The organism is Sphingomonas sp. Leaf21 (assembly GCF_916858675.1).
In the GTDB taxonomy this organism is placed as follows: domain Bacteria; phylum Pseudomonadota; class Alphaproteobacteria; order Sphingomonadales; family Sphingomonadaceae; genus Sphingomonas.
The window spans coordinates 58,847-79,188 of record NZ_CAKASM010000008.1; the positions used below are offsets into that span (position 1 = coordinate 58,847).

Consider the following 20,342-nt stretch of genomic DNA (forward strand, 5'->3'; position numbering starts at 1 on the left):
TCGCCCCCGTGCAACCGCCGGACGGCTTTGCGGGTTCATTCGCGTGGAAGACCCGGCAGGCGGGCGAGACGACAAAGGGGTGACGGGCGATGCGGCTCGACGATTATGACAACAATATCGATGTCGGCGAGGCGCAAAGCGGCGGTGGGTTCGGCGGTGGCGGCGGGGGCGGCTTGCTGTTCGGCCTGCTCCCGCTCATCGGCAGCCGGTTCGGTTGCGGCGGCATCGTCGTCGTCCTCATCATCCTGGCGGTTCTGGGGCTCAACCCGCTCGGCCTGCTGACCGGCGGCGGGAGCGGCAGCAATGCGCCCGTCACCCGCTCCGCCGATACGAGCGGAGGCGAAAGCGTGCGCCAGGTCTGCGAGGCCACGCCCGAACGGCGCGAAACCTGCCGCGCGTTCAGCAATGCCGACAACACGTGGGAGAAAATCTTCGCGCAAAGCGGCGAACGGTTCAGCCCGCCGGGATTGCGCTTCTTCAAGCCCGATGCGAACAGCGTCAATTCCGGTTGCGGCGTGGCCCAATCGGCCGTTGGCCCCTTCTATTGTCCGTCGGACCGCAAGATCTATCTCGACACGAAGTTCTTCGACGAACTCGCCAACCGCTTCGGCGCGAAGGGCGATTTCGCGCGCTACTATGTCGTCGCGCATGAATTCGGCCATCACATCCAGACCCTGCTCGGCACGTCGGACAAGGTCCGCCAGGCCCAGCAGGCGGCGGGCGAGGCGCAGGGCAATGCGCTGTCGGTCCGGCTGGAATTGCAGGCGGACTGCTATGCGGGTGTCTGGGCCGCCAAGAACCGCGACCGCCTCGAACCCGGCGATGTCGAGGAAGGGATGACCGCCGCCCGCGCGATCGGCGACGATACGCTCCAGCGCGAGGCGACGGGCCGCGTCGTACCCGACAGCTTCACCCACGGCACCTCGGAAGAGCGGATGCGCTGGCTCCGCCGCGGGATCGAAACCGGGGACCCCGCCCAGTGCGATACCTTCTCGGGCGCGATCTGATCGGGATAGCGGGCTGCTGGTTGCCAAACGCGATCCTCTTCCCGGAGGTGGGAAGGGGGGGCGGGAGGGCCCGTCACGCAGGAGGACGCTCGCGGCACCCCCCTCCCCCAACCCCTCCCGCCTGCGGGAGGGGAGTTTCTGGGGATTGCCGCCCGCCAAACGCGCTCCCCCTCCCGCAAGCGGGAGGGGGCCGGGGGGAGGGCAAGCCACGCAGGACGACGCCCGTGGCACGTCCCTCCCCCAGCCCCTCCCGCCTGCGGGAGGGGAGTTTCTGGGGATTGCCGCCCGCCACACGCGCTCCCCCTCCCGCAGGCGGGAGGGGGCCGGGGGGAGGGCCCGCCACGCAGGACGACGTCCGTCGCACGCCCCTCCCACCTACGTAAGGGACGTATCCGGTGGCCAGTCGGTTATAGCTTGACCAGCATCTTGCCCTTGTTCCCCCCGGAGAACAGCGCAAGGAACGCTTCGGGTGTCCGGTCCAGTCCTTCGAACACCGTCTCTTCCCGTTGCAGCTTCCCTTCGCCCAGCATGTCCGCCATGTCGCGGTAGAATTCACCCTGGTCGCGGAAGTCGGACACGATGAATCCCTGGATCCGAACGCGATTGCCGATCAGGCGGGCGAGGTATTTCAGGCTGGTCGGCTTGGAGTCGTTGTAGACGTCGATCATTCCGCAGATCGCGAAGCGCGCATTCTGCCTGGCATGTGCCAGCGCCGCGTCGAGATGGTCGCCGCCGACATTGTCGAAATAGACGTCGATCCCGTCCGGCGCCGCCTCGCCCAGCGCATCGACGACCGGCTTGCCCGCCTTATAGTCGATGACCTTGTCCGCCCCCAGCGAGCGCACCCAATCGCCCTTGTCGGCGCCACCGGCCGAGCCGATGACCGTCATGCCCTTGGCCTTGGCGATCTGGACCACCGTCGAGCCGACCGCACCCGCCGCCGCCGAGACGAACACGGTATCGCCCGGCTTCGCCTCGGCCACCTTGAGCAGGCCATAATAGGCGGTCATGCCCGGCATGCCGAACTGGCCGAGAAATGCCTGCGGATCGACCGACAGATCGGGGAGCGGCTGGACCTGCGATGCGGGCACCACCGCCTCGTCGCGCCAGCCCGCCATGTGGCTGACCAGCGTGCCGACCGCGATGCCGTCCGCCCGGCTTTCGACAACCTCGCCGATCGCGCCGCCCTGCATCGGTTCGCCGAGCTGGAACGGCGGCACATAGCTTTTCACATCGTTCATGCGGCCGCGCATATAGGGGTCGACCGACAACCAGCGGTTCCTCACCCGCACCTGGCCCTCGGCCAGATCGGGGAGCGGCTGATCGATCAGCGCGAAATCCTGCGGCTGCGGCATCCCCTTCGGCCGTGCCGCGAGTGTCCAAGCCTTCATGATCATATCCTTTTCATCGTCTGCGCCGGACATGGGAGAGGGCCCGGGTGAAGTCCACCCAAGCCCTCCAAGAAAAGTCACCAGTCAGTGACGTTTTTCTTTCTCAGTAGCTCCGGCTGGTGTCGGTGCTGCTACCCGTGGTCGTCCCGGTGGTGCCGGTCGAGCCCGTGGTCGTGCCGGTCGTGCCGCCAGTCGTCGAGGTCGAACCGGTCGTCGATCCGGTCGTGCCCTGCCCGCTCTGGCCATAGCTGTTCGACTGGCCATAGCTGTTTGACTGGCCGTAGCTGCTGCTCTGGCCATAGGGGTTGGACTGGCCATAGCGGTTCGAGCCGGTCTCGCTGGTGCGATCGCCGAACATGGCGCGCGCATTTTCTTCGTCACGCCAGTGGCTCTTGGCCTCTTCGGCGGTCTTGGTGAGCGTGATCTTGTCCTCGACCGACTTCAGCCAGCGCGACGGGATCGAGTGGTGCTGACCGCCCGCGTCCTTGTCGTTCTTGGTCAACAGGATACGGTCACCGCGCACCTTGTCGACAGTGCCGACATGCGCGCCGTCCGAACCCAGCACTTCCTGATGCTCGGTCACCTTGGACAGCAGGCCGCGCTGGCCCTGACGCTCGGTGCGCCAGCTGCTGAACTCGTTCTCGAACTTGGTGCGGTTCTCGCTGCGATACTCGTCATAATCGCGGTCGAGCGCCGCGATCTGGCCGGTACGCCAATTGTTATAGTCATGGTCCTGTGCGGCGTAGTAGCGCTCGTCGAAACGCGCATCGGCCTCGCGACGGCGCTCTGCCTCCTCGTCGCCAAACCACGAACGGACCTCATCCCCGGCGCGCGCGAAGAAGCCGCGATCCTCATAGTCATAGCCCTGCGGCTGGCGACCATAATCGCGGCCCGACTGCTGGCGGCCATGTTCGCCGCGGCCCTGGCGGTCGTCACGGCCGTAGCGGTCGCCGGTATAGCCATAGCCGCGCGAGGAATCGCCATAGCCGCGCGACGTATCGCTATAACCCGACGGACGATAACCGTCGCGGCCCTGCTCGCGCTGGCCACCGCGATAGCTGTCGCGGGCATAGGCGCCATATTCGCCCGAGCGGCCCTCGCCATAACGGCCCTCGTAGGAGCGGCTGCCGAAATCCTGGCGCGAACCACGATAGGAGTCATTCTGGTCGTGGCCGTAACGGCCATAGCCCTGGTTGCCGTAATCGCGTGCGCCATAGCCGCGACGGCCATCGTTCCGGTTGTCGTCACGATCGTCGTCATACGCACCAGCGGCTTCGTAATCGCGCGCACTGGAATAGGTATAGTCCCGCCCCGAGCCGTAATCCCGGCCATAGTCGAAGTCGCGATTGCCACGGTTGGCATCGCGCGAATAGCGATCGTAAGCCATCCTAAAACCTCCTGAAAATCGGTCCTGCGGGGGCCGACGCCGCTCGACTGGCGGGCCGTACCTTCCGACGGTTTCAATGAGGCAGAGCAAGACAGGTTCCGTTGCCGGGATGCCGCGCACGACGGAATGCCCGACAGGAAAGGCCGAAAGCGACGCAAAAAATTTTGACGGCGGCGGGCTTTGCGGTGTTGCGTCGCCCCGGATCAGCGGCTAATGGCGTCGCTCCCGACCACGGTCGGGATATGGGGCGGGGCTGTAGCTCAGATGGGAGAGCGCTGCAATCGCACTGCAGAGGTCAGGGGTTCGATTCCCCTCAGCTCCACCACCCCGCACTAGGCATTGAAAAGCCTAGAGAATGGCAGAAATCCAAGGCTTTTTACAAGCGTCTAGTACAAAGGTACGAGGACGGAAGCCTATGTGTTCATACCTCCACCGCGCCCCGAACGGGGTCTATTATTTCCGTATGGGTATCCCTGCGGACTTGCGCCCCTTCATGGCTGGCAAGCGGGAGATTAAGCGATCCTTGGGCCTAAAGGACCGGGAAGCGGCTAAGGCTCTCATTCCCGATATGACAAAAACGGCTCATGCCCTGCTGAGGCAAGCTGAGCGGGATCGTGATACGGCTGCAAAGCCAGTTGCCAAGCCATCGCACCCTAAATCTGCTGCTGCATTGGAGCGGGAACGGAGCCGGTGGGAAGCTGAGCAAGAGCAATCCGACCATCTGGCCGATGCCCTGTTCGCCTCTGACATGGAAATTGAGCGGCTAGGCCCGATCATGGATGCCGTTGCGGCTGGGATCGAGCCGGATGCTCCTGTGTCCGATATTGTCAGGGCCGGGAAGCTGGCCGTAGAGCATGAGCGGGAGAATGCCGGGGCATTGGTCGCTAGCTTGCAAGCCCGCTATGGAAAGAATGACCGCGCATCGGGAGGTCAAATCCAAGCCGTTGAATGCAAGCCCGCTACCGTGTCCGGCCTGTATCTCGACAAGGATATCCTAGATCGCTGGGCCACAGAGCGCGGTGTCGTCCCCAAGGGCAAGGATACGCATCGAGCCGTAGCCGAATGGTTCTATGCCCGGACTGAGCGCAAGCCGGTCGAGCGGATTACCCGGCAGGACGTGCTAGCCTTCAAGGACAAGCTACTTGCTGAGGGGCAATCTCCGACGAATACGAACGCCAAGCTATCCCGGCTGCGGACCTTAATAAGCTGGGCGTACCAGAACGATTTGACCTCATCTAACGTAGCAGCGGGGATTAGCGTCAAGGTTGCCGACAGCGGCAAGGGCAAGCGGCTTCCCTTCGCATTGGACGAGCTACAAGCCATCTTCGCCAGCCCGGTCTATGCCAACGGGGATCGACCTAGAAGCGGCAAGGGAGAGGCGGCTTATTGGCTCCCGCTGCTGGGACTGTTCACCGGGGCGCGGCTAGAGGAAATTGGCCAGCTTCGCGTATCGGACGTGCAGCGACGGGAGTATCCCGATCAGGATGGCAAGATGCTTGCCGGATGGTTCCTGCATATCACGGAGGCGACAGACGATCAGGGGCAGGCCAACCGGATCAAGAATGCTGCCAGCGAAAGGCTAGTGCCATTGCATCCTGAGATAGAGCGGCTGGGCTTCATTGCTTATGTTGAGACGCTAAAGGATCAAAAGGGTAGAGTGTTCCCGGACCTAGTACCGAACGTCTATGGTCGCCTGACAGCCAAGTGGGGCGAATGGTTTGGACCCTATATGCGAACGGTTTGCGGTGTCACTGACAAGCGTAAGGTCTTCCATTCATTCCGTCATACCTTCAAGGACTACAGCCGTCGGGCTAGAATGCCTGAGGGTATCCAACGTCAAATCATGGGACACGCTGGTAAAGACGTAGCGGATGATTATGGCAGCGGCTATGATCTTCACAGCTTAGCAGAGGCAATGGCATCCTATCGGGTGCCGGGGCTTGCTATTTCCAGCCCGATCAAGTAGGGGGCGGATTGCATGGAACGGGCCGATTAGAGAGCGGTCCAGACAGCCATGCCGTTTAGTAGATCATGCGATCAGCTACCAATGCGACGGCTACGGCTAGAGCGGCGATGACCAGAGAATGACCGAACGGTGTAATAGCCAACGGCTATCCTGTCTTATGCGCCTTCGGGTGACGGTGACGCCTTCGGGTTGATCTAAGAGCGCCGACTTAATCGGTAAGGGATAGTCGGACGGCTTGCCAGCCTAGCGATAGGCTGAGGAAAGCGGTGAGGAGCAATGCTCTAGGCCGTGACGGGGACCGGATAAGACCGGGGTACGTCCAGCATTTCACGGTCGAGGGTCAACCTCGCCGCCTGTTCCGTCGCCTCGACAGCAAACCCAAACATACAGATACCCGATTTTGCCCCAGAGCCGCCCGTGTGGAGCGATTTGGAAGCGGTCGGGTATCTGTAGGCCGGGATAGCCTAGAAGCTCTGTGTGAGTCTCCTAGGCAGGATTTCAGGCATTCGGCCCGAGCGGTACGCCAGCCTCACGGCGGGCAGCTTCCCCGGTCGGGGTCACACGGTATCCTGTGCCACTCGCCATGTAGCCAATGTCGCCTACCGGGGTGCCATTGGATCGACGGGCCGCGTCCCCGGTCAATCCTACCCGGATGCCGGTCACGTCCTGCCCGCCCCTGTAGGGATCATAGCCGGTCATGCTCTGCCCCACCTGGGGGCCGGTGGGAGCCTGATTGACGAGGGTATAGCCGGTTGGCCCCTGTACCCACTGCGGGCCGCTTGCCGGGGCCTGAGCGGGCGTAGCGGGAGCCTGTGAGGCGGGAGCGCCAGTGAAGCCGAACGAGCTATTGGCCGTCTGACCCGGTGCCAGCGTAGTTGCGTCGGGAACATCGGGGGTATCGGCAAAGGCTTCTGCCGTGCTGCCTAGCGCATCCTCAATGGTCCAATTGGCTGCATCAGCCTCCGTCACTTCACCTTTGCTGATAGCCAGCGCCTTGGCATCCTCAAGGATCATGGGAGCAAGGCCATCAAGGCAACTGTCATCACCGGTGTTATTGTACTCGGTAAGCGCTTTATCATACAGCGCAACGGTCGCATCATCGCTATTGTGAATAAGATCAACGGCAAGATGCAGCGTATTACCCATAGCAGGGACACGGGCAATGAAGCCATCAATAGCATTCTTGTAGGCGATATTGGCAGGATAGCCCTTAGCCAATTCAGCCGTAGCGGCTTGCTGTACGGTGCGAGGATTGTGACCATGTACGGCGATCAGCGAAAGAGCCGCCTTGACCTTGATGGCCTGACGGGGAGTTAGTGCGGTCATGTGGTTTCCTTGAACATATCGAGAATGTGGGGCTTTGCCGGTTTGGCAGCGGGGATCGGGTCAGCATCGGCTATCGCGGCGATAGGTGGGATGATCCCCTTACGGATCGCTGCGGCGAGGTATTGGAGGGCAAACTTGCAATCCTTGGCCCGGAGGTACGGACGGCCAGCAGCTTCCCAGAGAGCGTGAATGTCACCGGCCATACGGCGGGCTATCTGTTGAGCATCATCAGGGAGGTCGTAGAGTGCAGGCGGCACGGGATTGCCTGCCAGCTTAGGCCAGTTGGCTTCATGCTCTAGCGCCTGCCTTGTCAGCAGCACGGACAAGTTACCGGCTTCAACGGGGATGAATGCAGCGGCCAAGGGGGCATCGGCCTTCATCAGCCATGTAGAGACAGCGGTGTATTCTACATGGGCTTTAACGGCATCGGCATAGGGAGCCGCCAACTTCATCAGATCATCTAGGTTCTGCGGGATAAGCGCGACCTTGGGTACGTAGTCTGGGCGGGAGGGCTTAGGTGCGCCTCCCGTTCCCCAGTCTTGCGGATCAGGCATTAGAACGGGGCAAACCCGTTGCCAACATACCCCCGCTGCTTAGCTCGCAAGTAGGTATTCATAGCCTCGGCAGGCTTACCGGGTGCAAGGGCCATGATGCTGGCAGGAATAGCATTGGGCTTCTCAGTTAGCAGATATTCGTAAGCATCATCGTCAAGAGCGGAGAAGCCATCGCATTCATGCTGCTTAGGCAGACTAGCCTTTGCAGCCATGTCCCAAGTATCTTTCATATACTTGATCGTGAACGAGCTACGAAGGAGATTGTCACCGGGCTTTACCTCAACGCGGATATCAGAGAAGCGGGCAAGCCGTTGAGTACGGGCCTCTACCTGTTCATCAGCAAGGGCAGCAGCAAAGCGATCCTTGGCATCCTTCAATGCTTTGTCGATCTCATTGGCCTTATCGATGGCAGGCTTGCCAAGGATATCGATATAGTTGTTCACCTTGAGCAATTCGGCACTGAGCGTTTCAATCTCAATGGCGATAGCAGCAAGGGTATCTTTGTTGGTCATGGCTTTTCCTTATGTGAATTGAATGAATTAGATTTGCGGAGCGGATGCCCCGAGCCTCAGCTTTTCATTGCGATAGGTATAAATGGTCCCGCTATCTGCATCAGCAGCGGCCATCAGCTTAGCAATAGACGGACGGCCAGCGGGCTTAGTCTTTGCATATTCGGGGAGCGGGATACCTAGGATATCCAAGCAAAGTCGGAAGCCGCCACGGACACGGCTATCTACCTTGTCGATATGAGCAGCAACGCGGGGATCATCGAGACGGTCGAGATTAATAGGCACCGGGTTCATAGGTTATCCTTTGATATGGGTGGAGTAATATTGACAAATGTTACAGACAGACGGCCCGCTTGCACGTAAGCAAACGGGATCAGATAAATTGCAGCTATAGAAGGGGTGCGCCTGCTAGCTACCAACGAGGGCAATGCTATAGCTAGCAGGCTGGCAATTGCTCAGGGCCGATGGGCATCATTGGTTTAGATGAGCAATGCGTATAATGAGAATTGATTACAACTCTCAGATAGGCCCAATAGCAACAGACGGCTCTAAGGCAACAGAAAACCCCTTAGAACCCTACTGGGCCTATCTGAAAACTGTAACGGATCATTCCTCAGATTGCTCAGCGATCAGGCAGTCGTCCACGTCCCCGCTAGGGGGCGGGGCCGCAGCCGCCTCGGCATAGGCTATTTGGAAGCCATGACCAGAACCCAGATATGTCTAAGCCATCACGATACAAAGACTAGGGGTGCCTCGGTATCGGATCACTGAGCAATCAGAAGAATGAATGATCTTGCATGAGATATACGGATGCAAGCCGTAGAGTACCAATGATCTATACTGCTAGTATGATCGTTAGATTTGATAGATGTAGCTGTATCCCGTGGTCCCCCCGGACAGATAGATATCCGGATTGAGTAAATCCGTTCTGTCACTATGGAGGAGCACTACAGCAGCATGATCGTTGAGTTTGATTAGCGCAGCTTGTATTGCCCGTGGTCCGATACCCTGCATCATCTAATCAAAGATGGCACAGCCCGTCGCTCTTAAGCTAAGCCTTGCGGCCTTCAGTATCTTAGCAGTTGCGTATGCCCTGCCGCTGATGCGGCTTACGTTGCTCCGGCTAAACGGACGCTGGCGGTAATGAATGGTATTAATGGTACTAGCCGCACAACCTCATGGTCGCACGTAAGGCGGTGTTAGATCAGGTCTAGGACTAGATCGTGCCTGTTAATTCCTTAGGGATATCTCAACATATAGATACGTGAGGGTTCCCATTGCCTAACGGTCCCGAAATGCCCGTCCGACTTATGGCGCAACTTGGCCAGCCTCATACAGCCCCGTACAGGGCCGCCAAGGCATCCCGGCTAGGTCGATACCCAGAGCCTCCCATATCGACTCCTGTGGCCGTCTCTGGCCAATCTAGCGGGCCTGCAATGCGCCAGCCTTCTCGACCCGTTGAATGGCAGCGCGGGATACCCCGTACTCGGCAGCGAGGGCGCCAAGAGACAGGCCCTGTGACCGCTTCGACCGGATGGCGGCATGTTGCTCAGCGGTAAGGGCCGATGGCCTGCCAAGGGTTTTGCCCTCAGCCTTGGCACGGCTCAGACCGGCTTGCGTCCGCTCTACCAGCAAGTCCCGCTCAAACTCAGCTACGGCAGCGATAACGCCCATTGTCATCTTGCCTGCGGGGCTGGTCAGATCGACGCCACCAAGGGCTAGGCAATGCACCTTCACGCCCTCACTAGCGAGGCTATCGACCGTGGCCCGAACGTCCATGGCATTGCGGCCTAGCCGATCGAGCTTGGTAACGATCAGGATATCCCCGGCTTCCAGCTTATCGACCAGCTTGGCAAAGCCCTTGCGCTCCATAGCAGCAACGGACCCCGACACCGTCTCAGCTACGATACGCTTGGGATCGACCTTGAAGCCTGCCCCTTCAATCTCCCGAGCTTGGTTCTCTGTGGTCTGATCGGCAGTGCTGACACGGCAGTAAGCGAAGGTGCGAGCCATTATGGCCTCCTGTATCGATAACGTGCATCGCTATATCTACTGTATCGATACCTGTGTCAAGCTATGTTCCGATACAATGATCCCCCGTGTATCGTAACCGGTCGATTTAGATACATGTCACCGGCAAGGGCTAGTCATGCCGTGTCGATCTAGCTGGGCTGGATCATCGCAACTGTGACACGTCATGCAGGGATGGAGACTACGCGCAATAATGCAGGTCGCGCTAGGCGTGTCATAATCGTGTGAGGCTGGGCAGGGTGGGTATACGGGGTAAACGGTCGCTCACTCTTGTTTGATTGCCCTCTCGCATATCACTACCGAAAATAGGTCGTAGGCGGTATCAACCCTCTATGGCCATTTGCTTTGTCGTTCTTACCCGAAAGGGCTACGCAGATATCAGGGTCTGTTACGACGGCTCCGTTCTGTATTATGGGGAGACTGGCGAAGCAGGTGAGCCGGGCGCGGAGATCGTATTGGAGGGCATCCAGTTTAATACTGAGCAAGTGCCGCCATTTACTAATAGCGCGTCAGTTATGATCGTCCACAATGATAAGATCGTTGATGGTATTCCGCCTACTCCGGGGCCAATCTACCACTACACAAACATTCTTAGCGCAAAATCGATTGTTGAAAGCGGACAGCTAAGGTTGTCACCATTTGCAAAGGCTAATGACGACCGCGAGCGTCAGTCGTGGTGGTTTGACGTTGCCTGTAAGGACCATACGGCACCCGGATTAATGCCGATCGATTTAAGCTTAGAGCTTAGCAAAGTTTTGAAAGAACCTTGGTCTTTTGCATCTTTCTCTAAGGATACAATGCGTTGGGATGAAGAAGCCAAAGGTAAGCTTGACGCATCAGGTTGGAAACAGCCAAGCATGTGGGCGCATTATTCCCGCAGACATCAAACCTTTGATGGTTCGTCGGGTAGTGGAGCGGTCCTTGTCTTTGATAGAAGAGAATTGCTGCATTCATTGGCGATTAAGTATGATAATCCCATTATCATGGGGGATATCGTTTATTTTTCCGACAGTAATAGTCTTAATGTCAGAAGCGGCTTTGTCGTAAATTACGATGAGTACAATGCAACTGAGCTAAGTCTGTATGCAGGCGCTCACCTTAAAGCGCATTGGCGAAGTCTATTTCTTACAAAGTACGATGGCTGGTCACATGAAGCCGAAACCAGACTGATGATAAATACGCCTCATGGGCAGGAGCGAAGCGCACCGATTATCCCAGCCTTGAAAGAGATTATAATCGGGGAGGGAGCAACTGAGAGCGAGGTCGAAGGAATGCGAACGGCTCTGAGTGGCATGGGCAGTTCGCAGCCGGTGACGATATCGCAAGCGCGCTGGCGGAACGGCCTACCTATCAAGCTGTCCTTGTCTTGAGGGGCTTGCCTCCGCTAGTACAAAGGGCTAATAGAACCGTCCCGACGCTCTTTCAGAAAACCGCGGAAATCCGCCATTCGTGGGGCTGATTAGATATTCCCCTCAGCTCCACCACCCCGATCATCGACCATCACGCCGATGACATTTTCTCCCATCATCGATCCGCCCGCCGCTTGCCCGATCGCCCGCGCCGTGCGTTGACGCGAGGATGATCGCCGATCCCATTCCCGCCGCGACCGCGATCCTGATGCGCGACGGCGCGGATCGGGGCGCGCCTCCCGAAATCCTGATGATCGAGCGCGGGGCTTCGCTGGCCTTTCTTGGCGGCGCGATGGTCTTTCCGGGCGGGCGGGTCGATCCGGGCGACCATGCGATGGTCCCCGCCGACGCGGTCGATGCCGATGAAGTCGCCGCCCGCATCGCCGCCATTCGCGAAACGATCGAAGAGGTCGGACTCGCCGTCGCCTTCCTGCCCCGTCCCGATGACGCCACCATGGCGCAGTTGCGTATTGCGGTGGCGGCGGGGACGCCGTTCGCGGAGGCGCTGGCCTTCCATGGCTTGAAGCTCGACCTGACGGCGCTGACGCCCTTCGCGCGCTGGTGCCCTGAGCATGTGCCCGTGCGCCGCTTCGACGCCCGCTTCTATCTGGCGGGAATGCCGCGCGAGGCATCCACCCCGATCATCGATGGCAACGAGACCGTGGGCGCGGGCTGGAGAACGGCGCAGGCATGGCTGGCAGCGGCGGATGATGGCGCGATCCGCATCATCCTTCCGACGCGCCGGACGCTGGAGCGACTGGCGCAGCATCCCGACCTGGCATCCGCGCAGGCCGATGCCCGCGCCTGGCCGATCCGCCGCATCATTCCCTTTCAGGCGGAGCGCGACGGTGTGCCATCGATCTGTATCCCCGACGATCTGGGCTATCCGATCACCGCAGAGCCGCTCGCCACGGCGCGCCGCGGCTGATGCGCGTCCTGCGCCGATGGACGACCGTTCTGGTCGTGATCGCCGGTACGGCGATGCTGGCGCTGCTGCTCTGGGGTTGGGTGCGACAGCGGCCGCAGGACGTGCCCTGGGCGCCGCTCGACCTGGGGCAGCCTGTCGGGGTGTTCACCGGGCGCAAGCTGACCGCGCTGACCCGGGATCGCGCCCAGTGCCTGATGCTGCTCGACCGCGCGGGGATCCGCTATACCGCCCTGCCCGCTCGTTCCGGCAACGGCGAGTGCGGCTATGACGACGCGGTGCGCTTCGGCACGGGCGGCGCGCGATCGATCGGCTATCGTCCGGCATCGCTTGGCGTGTCATGCCCGGTCGCGGCATCGCTGGCGCTATGGGAGTGGAACGATCTGCAACCCGCCGCCCGCGCGCTGCTGGGCGCGGAGGTGGTCGCGATCGACCATCTGGGCAGTTACAATTGCCGCCGGATCAATGGACGAAGCTCGAGCGACTGGAGCGAACATGCCCGCGCCAATGCGGTCGATATCGCGGGATTCCGCCTCAGCGACGGGCGGCGGATCAGCGTCCTTCGCGACTGGCGCGACAAGGGGCCGGTCGGCCGGTTCCTTCATCAGGTGCGTGACGGGGCGTGCGCACTGTTCGCGACCACCCTCTCCCCCGACTATAACGCCGCGCATGCCGACCATTTCCACCTGGACCAGGCCTATCGCGGCCCGATGGGCTGGCGCGCCTGCCGATGACCGGCGCGCCGCCCGGCGGTCAGTTGGCCAGCGACGTGCCGTTCGTGTCCACCTTTTCCACCCAGTGCGGGAAGAAGGCAGGCTGACGGCTCGACCAGCCCGCAGCGGTGGCGGCCGCCTCGCTGATCGACTGGAGCAGCTTGCGACGCAGCTCGGGGTGGAGATGCGGCAAGGCCGCAGCGGCGCAGAAGACAGACGGCAACCATGGCCGAACCTCGGCACCGACCAGCCGCTCATAGAGGAAGCGGAACGCCGAAAAGCTCGTCAGCCGCCCCTGCCCCAGGTCGAACGCCGCGATCGTCACGAAGGGGGCCATGAAGGGCTCGAGCGATTCCAGCCCGCTGTCGACCGGAATCAGGTGCCGGATCTCGGGAAGATTACGATAGAGCCGCGCCTGGGCCCGGATGCTGGCCGCCTCCACCACGTCGCGGGACCAGCGCGTCATCGCATCCTCGCGGTCCAGGCCGATGTCCAGCGAGCGCCGGATATAGCGCTGCGTCGCCGCCGCGAACCCGGCGAACTCCTTCATCTCGGCCAGCGTCATCGTGCCTTCGGCCGGTCTGTTCCTCGATCCCATATCCTTCACCCCGCCCATCGAAACCACCCGGACATCATGCGCCTGTCTGGTTAACGCAATGCTGAACGGGCCGGGAGCAGACGACCATGAAATGCGCCGCACCGCAACATTGATTGCGACGAACGGTGCATGGCGCCCACAAATTTCCGGAACGACGGGAACACTCGACCGAATAGTTCAAAACGCGGCAAGCCGGTTTCGCCCGGTCGACGCGCGTCTGCCGCAAGTCCGGGCGGCGCGCGTTCGGCGCCCGCCCGGACATGGGGATCAGCGATCCTCTTCGGTATAGCCCGAAGACTCCGCGGGACCGTCGCGGCCCGGCTGGGTGATGGAGGGCGGGTCGCTCGCATCCATCGACTCGTCCAGGCTTTCGTCGAGTTGCGCGTCGACATCCTCGGGGTTCCTGGCGAGGTCGGCGGCGATATCCGGATCCTGCCCGGCGCCCTGTTCGGGCGGGGTCGGGCGGTTGCCCTGTTCGGCCTGTTCGCCGCCCGGCGCCACCGAAACGCTGTCCAGCGCGCGGTCGTCGATGCTGTCGTTCATGTCACTTCCCCATCACGAGTGGACCGGGTCAACGAGCCAGCGAGCGCAACCGTTCCTGCCGCGCCTCAGTCCAGCCGACGCACACGGACCCGCTGGTCGCAAAGCTGTGCCTCGCCGAAGACGGTCATGAAGGCGATATCGGTCGCGTCGCGTCCGACGCAGACCCGAGCGATCTCATCGGCGCGCGCCATGCCGGTCGCGTCGACCAGATGCCAGCTTCCCTCCAGCCACAGTTCCGCCACCGCATGGAAATCGGGTGGATCGACACCCGGCGCATAGGCGGAGACGCAGCGGGCCGGAATCTCCGCCGCACGCGCCAGCGCGACGAGCAGATGGGCATAGTCGCGACAGACCCCGCTACGCAGCCCGAACGTATCGAGCGCGGTCGTGACCCCGCTGGAACTGCCCGAGCGATAGTCGAGCCGGGTCGCGACCCAGTCGATCAACGCCGCCGCCATCGCGCCGCCCGACAGTCCGCCAAAGCGCTTGCGCACGAACCCTTCCAGCCGGTCGGACTCGCAATAGCGGCTGGGCAGCAGATAGGGGATCAGGTCGCCGGTCAACGCCCGCGCCGGGGTCGCCCGCATCCCGTCCAGCCGCAGCACCGGCCGCTCGATCGCCACGACCGCCTCGTACCGGGCGATCAAAGCATGGTCCGCGCGGACCCAGCAACGCTGGCCGATCCCGTCCTCGCCGGGCACGGCGGTCATGCCATGGTCGGACCATATGGTCAGCGACTGGTGCTCCAGCCGCTGGTCGGCCATCGCGGCGACCTCGATCTGGAGCAGGATATCCGCCGGTTCACGCAGGCCATAGTCCAGTGTCACGTCGATCGACAGGCGCATCGCCGATTATCCTCTGCCAGCAAAAAGGGCCCGGCGGACGCTCCGCCAGGCCCCATTGTCTCAACCCGCGGGCCGAGGATTAGTCGCGGCTGGAACCCGTCAGCCGCAAGATGAACATGAACATGTTGATGAAGTCGAGATACAGGCTCAACGCCGACATGATGACGACACGGTCCTGCATCGAGGTGCCACGCACCTCGTAATACATCGACTTGGTCCGCTGCGTGTCATAGGCGGTGAGCCCTGCGAACAGCAGCACGCCGATGAAGCTAATGACCAGGCCCATCGTGCCCGACTGCAGGAAGATGTTGATCACGCTCGCCACGATCAGGCCGACCAGGCCGATGATCAGGAAGGTGCCGAACGCCGACAGGTCGCGCTTGGTGGTGTAGCCATAAAGGCTCAGCGCCGCGAAGCCTGCCGCCGTCGCGAAGAAGGCGCCGGCGATCGAACCGCCGCTATAGACCAGGAAGATGGTCGAGAGCGACAGGCCCATGACGACCGCGAACGCCCAGAAGAGCAGCTGCATCGTCGAGGTCTTCATGCGGGTCACGCCCATGCTGAGCGCGAACACGAAGCCGAGCGGCGCGAACATGATGACGTAGCGAAGCGCGCCGCCGTTCAGGAAGACCTGCGCGGCCATGCTGTCCCGCCCGCCCCATGCGAAGAGCAGCGCGACGATACCCGTCAGCAGCACGCCCGACGTCATGTAGTTGTAGACGGACAGCATGTACGAACGCAGACCCGCATCATAGGCGGTCGAGCCCGTGTTGGCCGTGGTTCCGAACGGCGCGGCGCTCGGCCGTGGATCAGACCAGTTTGCCATGGTGAACTATTGCTCCTTTGCCCGGCCAGATGCCGGTTGGTGGAAATATCGCTCTCTCCGCGACGCTTTTCAAGCGGCAGTGGTTCCCGTCGCGCCTGCAGAATGCGATAGACATGTTTTGTCATGCTCCGCCTGTTCGTCGCCCTGCGCCCGCCGCCCGCCATTCGCGATCTGTTGGCCGATACGATGGACGGCGTGCCGCAGGCGCGATGGCAGGATGACGAACAGCTTCATCTGACGCTGCGCTTCATCGGGGAGGTCGATCGCCCGGTGGCCGAGGACATCGCCGCCGCGCTGGGCCAGGTCCATGCCCCCGCCCCGGTGGTGCGGATCGCGGGCGTCGGCGCATTCGACCATCGCGGGCGCGTCGATACGCTCTGGGCCGGGGTCGCGCCGCAGGAGGCGCTCGCGCATCTGCATCGCAAGGTGGATCAGGCCTGTGTCCGCGCCGGGCTGCCGCCCGAATCGCGCGCCTATCGTCCGCACGTCACACTCGCGCGTCTGCCGCGCTCGGCGGGCGCCGCACCCGAGATCGCGGACTGGCGCGCGGTTCATGCCGGGCTGTCCAGCACGCCGTTCGCCATGACGCATATTCTGCTCTATCAAAGTCACCTGGGGCATGGCGGCGCATCCTATGAACCGGTGATGCGTTGGCCGCTCGATACCGGCGGATGACATGCCGGACCTATTCATCTCGTTCCACCAGGGAGTTTCCGACATGAAATATCTCGCTCTGATGACCGCCGGCATCGTCACGCTGGGGCTTGCCGCCTGCGACCAGACCAAGATGGAAACCGGCTCCCCGGTCCCCGGCGGGCCCAGCGCGACCGCCAGCCTGCGCACCGCGACCGGCACCGATGCGGGCCGCGCGACCGCGACCGAGGTGGCTGGCGGCCTGCGCATCACGCTCGACGCGATGAACGTGCCTGCGGGGATGCACGGCGTGCATATTCACACGGTCGGCCGCTGCGACGCGCCCGACTTCACCACGGCGGGCGGCCACTGGAACCCGACCCAGCGCCAGCATGGCAGCATGAACCCGCAGGGGCCGCATGAGGGCGACATGCCCAACATGACGGTCGGGAATGACGGTCGCGGAACGCTCGGCGTCGTGCTGCCGGGCGCGACGATGGCGGGGCTGCTCGACGCCGACGGCTCGGCGATCATCATCCACGCCGGTGCCGACGACCTGAAGACCGACCCCAGCGGCAACAGCGGCGGCCGCATCGCCTGCGGCGTGTTCCAGGCCAACTGACGCCCCCGCCCCGCCGTCACGCGACGGCGGGGCCTTTCCGTTCCGGAGCATCGATGACCACAGCCCTGCCGAGCCGCGCCTTTGGCGGCTTCCTGTTCGACATGGACGGAACGATCCTGAGTTCGATCGCCTCCGCCGAGCGTGCCTGGAGCCGCTGGGCGGAGCGCCACGGCCTCGATGTCGAAGCGTTCCTGCCGACGATCCACGGTGTCCAGTCGGTCGAGACGATCCGGCGGCTGAACCTGCCCGGTGTCGATCCCGTCGCGGAGGCGCACGCGCTGACCGAGGCGGAAATGCTCGATGTCGACGATGTGGTGCCGATCGGCGGCGCGGCGGCGTTCCTCGCGGCGCTACCGGCGGATCGCTGGGCGATCGTGACCTCGGCACCGAGACGGCTGGCGGAAGTGCGGCTGAAGGCGGCGGGCCTGCCGCTGCCCGGTGTGTTCGTAACGGCCGAGGATGCGGAGCGCAGCAAGCCCGCGCCCGACGGCTTCCTGCTGGGTGCGAAGCGGCTGGGCATCGCGCCGCAGGACTGCCTGGCGTTCGAGGATGCCCCGGCTGGGATCGCGGCGGCGAATGCGGCGGGAATGCCGGTGGTGGTGATTACCGAGACGCATCGCGGAACGATGGATACCCCCCATGCGACCGTGAAAGACTATCGCGATCTGGCCGTGGAATGGGACGGCGCGAATTTGCGGCTGGAGCACCGGGTTTAAGCACTTGCCACCCCGGCTAAGGCCGGGGTCGAGTTGCGTCGCATTCCCGAGGGCGCCGGTTCTCTGCCTCCGACGCGGCGGATCACCGCCATCGCACGCCAGTAGAAACTGGGACCCGGCCTTCGCCGGGGAACGGCAGGGGGAAAAGGTCGCCCTTCCCCTCAACCTCCGTTCAGCCTGAGCGAAGTCGAAGGCCGAGGGATTCCGGACAATGGTTCGGGGCGTGCTCTTTGACTTCGCTCAGCGCGAACGGAATGGAGAAGCGGGCAACCGCCCCCTCAAACCGTAAAGCTCTCCCCGCACCCGCACGCACCCTTGGCGTTGGGATTCTGGAAGACGAACCCAGCGGTGAAGTCGTCCTCAACCCAGTTCATCGTCGATCCGATCAGGTACAGGATCGACCCGCCATCGACGAACAGGGTTCCACCCGGCGTATCGATCTTCTCGTCGAACGCCTTGGCCTCGGTGACGTAGTCCACCGAATAGGCGAGGCCCGAACAGCCCCGGCGCGGGGTCGACAGCTTGACCCCGATCGCCCCTTCCGGCGCGCGCGCCATCAGGTCGGCGATCCGCGCCTCGGCGGAGGGCGTCAGGTTCAGCGCGGCGGGACGGGCCCGCAAAGTGGTCGCCATGGTCACAGCATCCCCAATTCGAGCTTGGCGTCATCCGACATCTTCTGCGGATCCCAGGGCGGATCCCAGACGAGGTTGACGTCCGCCGTCGCGATTCCCGGCACCGCCGAGACGCGCAGTTCAACCTCGCCCGGCATCGACTCGGCGACCGGGCAATGCGGCGTGGTCAGCGTCATGGTCACGACCGCATGGCCGCCCTCGGTCACCTCGACGCCGTAGATCAGTCCCAGGTCGTAGATGTTGACCGGGATTTCGGGGTCGAAGATATCCTTGAGCGCGTCGATGATCCCGTCATAGAGCGCCCCGCCCGGCTGGGTCGGATCGTCGGTGGTCGGCTTTTGCGACAGGAAACCCGACAGATAGTCGCGTTGCCGTTCCACGGGCGCTTCCACCACGTCCTGCACCCGCGCCTTGGGCGGCTGCTCGACGCTCTCGACCTCTTCGACCTTGTAATCGCTCATCCGAAAATCCTCGTGACCCGCCGGACGCCATCCACCAGCGCCGCGACGTCATCGGGTCCGTTATACACGCCGAAACTCGCCCGCGCGGTGGCGGGCAGGCCGAGCGCCTCCATCAGCGGCTGGGCACAATGATGGCCCGCACGGATCGCCACCCGGCTCTCGTCCAATATGGTGCCGATATCGTGGGGATGAACCCCCTCGACCGCGAAACTGACGATTCCCGCCGAGTCCTCGGGGCCGAGCAAGCGAACCGAATTGATCGCCGAAAGCCCGTCCCGCGCCTGCGCGACGAGCGCCGCCTCATGGGCATGGATCGCGTCCAGACCGATCGCCGACACATAGTCGATCGCGGCATGGAGCCCCAGCGCGCCGACGATATGCGGCGTCCCCGCCTCGAACCGGCCGGGCGGCGGGGCATAGGTGGTCTTCGCGAAGCTCACCCGGTCGATCATCGACCCGCCCCCCTGATAGGGGGGCATCGCCTCCAGCAGCTCGGGCCGGGCCCACAGCACGCCGATGCCGGTCGGACCGTAGAGCTTGTGCCCGGAGAAGACGTAGAAGTCGCAATCCAGCGCCTGCACATCGACCGCGATGCGCGGCACCGCCTGGCACCCGTCGAGCAGGATCTTCGCGCCCACGCCATGCGCCAGATCGGCCGCACGGCGCGCGTCGAGTACCGAGCCGAGCACGTTCGACACATGGCCCAGCGCCACGAGCTTGTGTGCGGGCGTCAGCATTTGCGCCATCGCGTCCAGGTCGATGCGGTGGTCCGCCGTCAGCGGCAGCACGTCGATCGCGACGCCCAGCCGTTCGGCGACCATCTGCCACGGCACGATGTTGGAGTGATGCTCCAGCATCGACAACAGGATGCGATCGGCCGCCTTGAGGTTCGTCGCGGCCCAGCATTGCGCGACGAGGTTGATCCCCTCGGTCGCGCCGCGCGTGAAGACGATCTCGTTCGACGAACCCGCGCCGATGAACCGCGCGGTCGCCTCGCGCGCCTTCTCATACGCCACCGTCATGTCGGCCGAGCGCTGATAGACGCCGCGATGCACGGTGGCGTAGCTGGTATCGTATGCGCGAGTGATCGCGTCGATCACGGCTTGCGGCTTCTGCGCGGTCGCGGCGGTGTCGAGATAGGCCCAGCCATCCGGAATCGCCGGAAAATCCGCCACCCGGTTCAGGGGGGAAGCGCCCACCATCAAATCCTCCCCAAGCTGTGCTTGGGGAGGGGGACCATCGCGCCAG

22 protein-coding genes and 1 tRNA gene are annotated in these 20,342 nt (G+C 62.7%); 9 read left to right on the forward strand and 14 right to left on the reverse strand.

Translation table 11 applies throughout. From position 1 onward, the window contains the following. Window positions 1–89: 89 nt before the first annotated feature. Entirely contained in the window at window positions 90–1,007 is a 918-nt protein-coding gene (gene ypfJ / locus LRP66_RS08995) for a KPN_02809 family neutral zinc metallopeptidase (RefSeq protein ID WP_230482162.1), read from the forward strand. Between the two features lie 407 nt (window positions 1,008–1,414). Here ypfJ and LRP66_RS09000 read toward each other — a convergent pair whose 3' ends face one another. Together LRP66_RS09000 and LRP66_RS09005 are read right to left on the reverse strand one after the other, a co-directional pair. Next, window positions 1,415–2,404: an NADP-dependent oxidoreductase gene (locus tag LRP66_RS09000; RefSeq protein WP_230482163.1), complete on the reverse strand. Its 990-nt coding sequence runs from the start codon at window positions 2,402–2,404 to the stop codon at window positions 1,415–1,417. 97 nt (window positions 2,405–2,501) lie between these two features. Next, complete coding sequence (locus tag LRP66_RS09005; RefSeq protein WP_230482164.1) at window positions 2,502–3,785, reverse strand: DUF2171 domain-containing protein; 1,284 nt, start codon at window positions 3,783–3,785, stop codon at window positions 2,502–2,504. Between the two features lie 249 nt (window positions 3,786–4,034). On the opposite strand from LRP66_RS09005, the gene LRP66_RS09010 reads away from it, so the two are divergent. Continuing rightward, a tRNA-Ala gene (locus tag LRP66_RS09010) sits at window positions 4,035–4,110 on the forward strand. Window positions 4,111–4,200: 90 nt separating this feature from the next. Next, window positions 4,201–5,751, forward strand: a complete 1,551-nt coding sequence (locus LRP66_RS09015) for a DUF6538 domain-containing protein (protein WP_329959258.1) — start codon at window positions 4,201–4,203, stop codon at window positions 5,749–5,751. A 498-nt stretch (window positions 5,752–6,249) separates the two neighbouring features. Here the strand turns inward: LRP66_RS09015 and LRP66_RS09020 are convergent, their stop codons facing one another. The 5 genes from LRP66_RS09020 to LRP66_RS09040 all read right to left on the reverse strand — a co-directional run bounded on the left by LRP66_RS09020 (window position 6,250) and on the right by LRP66_RS09040 (window position 10,153). Then, window positions 6,250–7,077 (reverse strand): hypothetical protein, encoded by an 828-nt coding sequence (locus LRP66_RS09020; protein ID WP_230482166.1) that lies wholly within the window; start codon window positions 7,075–7,077, stop codon window positions 6,250–6,252. Further along, window positions 7,074–7,529, reverse strand: coding sequence for a hypothetical protein (locus LRP66_RS09025; protein ID WP_230482167.1), 456 nt, complete (start codon window positions 7,527–7,529; stop codon window positions 7,074–7,076). The genes LRP66_RS09020 and LRP66_RS09025 overlap by 4 nt, the downstream gene beginning before the upstream one ends. Before the next feature lie 101 nt (window positions 7,530–7,630). Continuing rightward, on the reverse strand, window positions 7,631–8,143 hold the full coding sequence (locus LRP66_RS09030) for a hypothetical protein (RefSeq protein ID WP_230482168.1): 513 nt from the start codon (window positions 8,141–8,143) through the stop codon (window positions 7,631–7,633). Window positions 8,144–8,170: 27 nt separating this feature from the next. After that, complete coding sequence (locus LRP66_RS09035; RefSeq protein ID WP_230482169.1) at window positions 8,171–8,434, reverse strand: hypothetical protein; 264 nt, start codon at window positions 8,432–8,434, stop codon at window positions 8,171–8,173. A gap of 1,128 nt (window positions 8,435–9,562) precedes the next feature. Next, window positions 9,563–10,153, reverse strand: a complete 591-nt coding sequence (locus LRP66_RS09040; RefSeq protein WP_230482170.1) for a recombinase family protein — start codon at window positions 10,151–10,153, stop codon at window positions 9,563–9,565. 350 nt (window positions 10,154–10,503) lie between these two features. On the opposite strand from LRP66_RS09040, the gene LRP66_RS09045 reads away from it, so the two are divergent. The 3 genes from LRP66_RS09045 to LRP66_RS09055 all read left to right on the forward strand — a co-directional run bounded on the left by LRP66_RS09045 (window position 10,504) and on the right by LRP66_RS09055 (window position 13,239). Beyond that, complete coding sequence (locus LRP66_RS09045; RefSeq protein ID WP_230482171.1) at window positions 10,504–11,541, forward strand: DUF2971 domain-containing protein; 1,038 nt, start codon at window positions 10,504–10,506, stop codon at window positions 11,539–11,541. Window positions 11,542–11,749: 208 nt separating this feature from the next. Then, window positions 11,750–12,508, forward strand: a complete 759-nt coding sequence (locus LRP66_RS09050) for an NUDIX hydrolase (RefSeq protein WP_230482172.1) — start codon at window positions 11,750–11,752, stop codon at window positions 12,506–12,508. Further along, on the forward strand, window positions 12,508–13,239 hold the full coding sequence (locus LRP66_RS09055) for an extensin-like domain-containing protein (protein ID WP_230482173.1): 732 nt from the start codon (window positions 12,508–12,510) through the stop codon (window positions 13,237–13,239). Before LRP66_RS09050 ends, LRP66_RS09055 begins: the two co-directional genes overlap by 1 nt. 19 nt (window positions 13,240–13,258) lie before the next feature. On the opposite strand, the gene LRP66_RS09060 is transcribed toward LRP66_RS09055, so the two are convergent. The 4 genes from LRP66_RS09060 to LRP66_RS09075 form a co-directional block, all read right to left on the reverse strand. Then, window positions 13,259–13,816 carry a hypothetical protein gene (locus LRP66_RS09060; protein ID WP_230482174.1) on the reverse strand — a complete coding sequence of 186 codons (558 nt, stop codon included), beginning with the start codon at window positions 13,814–13,816 and terminating at the stop codon, window positions 13,259–13,261. Between the two features lie 267 nt (window positions 13,817–14,083). Further along, complete coding sequence (locus tag LRP66_RS09065) at window positions 14,084–14,359, reverse strand: hypothetical protein (protein ID WP_230482175.1); 276 nt, start codon at window positions 14,357–14,359, stop codon at window positions 14,084–14,086. Window positions 14,360–14,424: 65 nt separating this feature from the next. After that, complete coding sequence (locus tag LRP66_RS09070; RefSeq protein WP_230482176.1) at window positions 14,425–15,204, reverse strand: transglutaminase-like domain-containing protein; 780 nt, start codon at window positions 15,202–15,204, stop codon at window positions 14,425–14,427. 79 nt (window positions 15,205–15,283) lie between these two features. Next, complete coding sequence (locus LRP66_RS09075) at window positions 15,284–16,030, reverse strand: Bax inhibitor-1/YccA family protein (protein ID WP_230482177.1); 747 nt, start codon at window positions 16,028–16,030, stop codon at window positions 15,284–15,286. Window positions 16,031–16,153: 123 nt separating this feature from the next. Here LRP66_RS09075 and thpR point away from each other — a divergent pair, with 123 nt between their 5' ends. The 3 genes from thpR to LRP66_RS09090 are packed head-to-tail and all read left to right on the forward strand — an operon-like array spanning window position 16,154 to window position 18,001. After that, window positions 16,154–16,705, forward strand: a complete 552-nt coding sequence (thpR, locus tag LRP66_RS09080) for an RNA 2',3'-cyclic phosphodiesterase (protein WP_230482178.1) — start codon at window positions 16,154–16,156, stop codon at window positions 16,703–16,705. A 43-nt stretch (window positions 16,706–16,748) separates the two neighbouring features. Next, window positions 16,749–17,285, forward strand: coding sequence for a superoxide dismutase family protein (locus LRP66_RS09085; RefSeq protein WP_230482179.1), 537 nt, complete (start codon window positions 16,749–16,751; stop codon window positions 17,283–17,285). Window positions 17,286–17,338: 53 nt separating this feature from the next. Then, window positions 17,339–18,001: an HAD-IA family hydrolase gene (locus LRP66_RS09090; protein ID WP_230482180.1), complete on the forward strand. Its 663-nt coding sequence runs from the start codon at window positions 17,339–17,341 to the stop codon at window positions 17,999–18,001. A gap of 278 nt (window positions 18,002–18,279) precedes the next feature. On the opposite strand, the gene LRP66_RS09095 is transcribed toward LRP66_RS09090, so the two are convergent. Genes LRP66_RS09095 through LRP66_RS09105 form a run of 3 tightly spaced genes read right to left on the reverse strand, consistent with a single transcriptional unit; the run spans window position 18,280 to window position 20,296 of the window. Next, complete coding sequence (locus LRP66_RS09095) at window positions 18,280–18,633, reverse strand: HesB/IscA family protein (RefSeq protein ID WP_230482181.1); 354 nt, start codon at window positions 18,631–18,633, stop codon at window positions 18,280–18,282. Window positions 18,634–18,635: 2 nt separating this feature from the next. Next, the gene (locus LRP66_RS09100) at window positions 18,636–19,094 is read right to left on the reverse strand and encodes an SUF system Fe-S cluster assembly protein (RefSeq protein WP_230482182.1); all 459 of its coding nucleotides are present in this window, start codon (window positions 19,092–19,094) and stop codon (window positions 18,636–18,638) included. Next, window positions 19,091–20,296, reverse strand: coding sequence for an aminotransferase class V-fold PLP-dependent enzyme (locus LRP66_RS09105; RefSeq protein WP_230482183.1), 1,206 nt, complete (start codon window positions 20,294–20,296; stop codon window positions 19,091–19,093). The genes LRP66_RS09100 and LRP66_RS09105 overlap by 4 nt, the downstream gene beginning before the upstream one ends. Window positions 20,297–20,342: the final 46 nt, after the last annotated feature.

Coding starts and splice junctions, on each gene's coding strand:
- ypfJ (WP_230482162.1), top strand. CDS start 90: ATGCGGCTCGACGATTATGACAACAATATCGATGTCGGCGAGGCGCAA.
- LRP66_RS09000 (WP_230482163.1), bottom strand. CDS start 2,404: ATGATCATGAAGGCTTGGACACTCGCGGCACGGCCGAAGGGGATGCCG.
- LRP66_RS09005 (WP_230482164.1), bottom strand. CDS start 3,785: ATGGCTTACGATCGCTATTCGCGCGATGCCAACCGTGGCAATCGCGAC.
- LRP66_RS09015 (WP_329959258.1), top strand. CDS start 4,201: ATGTGTTCATACCTCCACCGCGCCCCGAACGGGGTCTATTATTTCCGT.
- LRP66_RS09020 (WP_230482166.1), bottom strand. CDS start 7,077: ATGACCGCACTAACTCCCCGTCAGGCCATCAAGGTCAAGGCGGCTCTT.
- LRP66_RS09025 (WP_230482167.1), bottom strand. CDS start 7,529: ATGAAGTTGGCGGCTCCCTATGCCGATGCCGTTAAAGCCCATGTAGAA.
- LRP66_RS09030 (WP_230482168.1), bottom strand. CDS start 8,143: ATGACCAACAAAGATACCCTTGCTGCTATCGCCATTGAGATTGAAACG.
- LRP66_RS09035 (WP_230482169.1), bottom strand. CDS start 8,434: ATGAACCCGGTGCCTATTAATCTCGACCGTCTCGATGATCCCCGCGTT.
- LRP66_RS09040 (WP_230482170.1), bottom strand. CDS start 10,153: ATGGCTCGCACCTTCGCTTACTGCCGTGTCAGCACTGCCGATCAGACC.
- LRP66_RS09045 (WP_230482171.1), top strand. CDS start 10,504: ATGGCCATTTGCTTTGTCGTTCTTACCCGAAAGGGCTACGCAGATATC.
- LRP66_RS09050 (WP_230482172.1), top strand. CDS start 11,750: ATGATCGCCGATCCCATTCCCGCCGCGACCGCGATCCTGATGCGCGAC.
- LRP66_RS09055 (WP_230482173.1), top strand. CDS start 12,508: ATGCGCGTCCTGCGCCGATGGACGACCGTTCTGGTCGTGATCGCCGGT.
- LRP66_RS09060 (WP_230482174.1), bottom strand. CDS start 13,816: ATGGGATCGAGGAACAGACCGGCCGAAGGCACGATGACGCTGGCCGAG.
- LRP66_RS09065 (WP_230482175.1), bottom strand. CDS start 14,359: ATGAACGACAGCATCGACGACCGCGCGCTGGACAGCGTTTCGGTGGCG.
- LRP66_RS09070 (WP_230482176.1), bottom strand. CDS start 15,204: ATGCGCCTGTCGATCGACGTGACACTGGACTATGGCCTGCGTGAACCG.
- LRP66_RS09075 (WP_230482177.1), bottom strand. CDS start 16,030: ATGGCAAACTGGTCTGATCCACGGCCGAGCGCCGCGCCGTTCGGAACC.
- thpR (WP_230482178.1), top strand. CDS start 16,154: ATGCTCCGCCTGTTCGTCGCCCTGCGCCCGCCGCCCGCCATTCGCGAT.
- LRP66_RS09085 (WP_230482179.1), top strand. CDS start 16,749: ATGAAATATCTCGCTCTGATGACCGCCGGCATCGTCACGCTGGGGCTT.
- LRP66_RS09090 (WP_230482180.1), top strand. CDS start 17,339: ATGACCACAGCCCTGCCGAGCCGCGCCTTTGGCGGCTTCCTGTTCGAC.
- LRP66_RS09095 (WP_230482181.1), bottom strand. CDS start 18,633: ATGGCGACCACTTTGCGGGCCCGTCCCGCCGCGCTGAACCTGACGCCC.
- LRP66_RS09100 (WP_230482182.1), bottom strand. CDS start 19,094: ATGAGCGATTACAAGGTCGAAGAGGTCGAGAGCGTCGAGCAGCCGCCC.
- LRP66_RS09105 (WP_230482183.1), bottom strand. CDS start 20,296: ATGGTGGGCGCTTCCCCCCTGAACCGGGTGGCGGATTTTCCGGCGATT.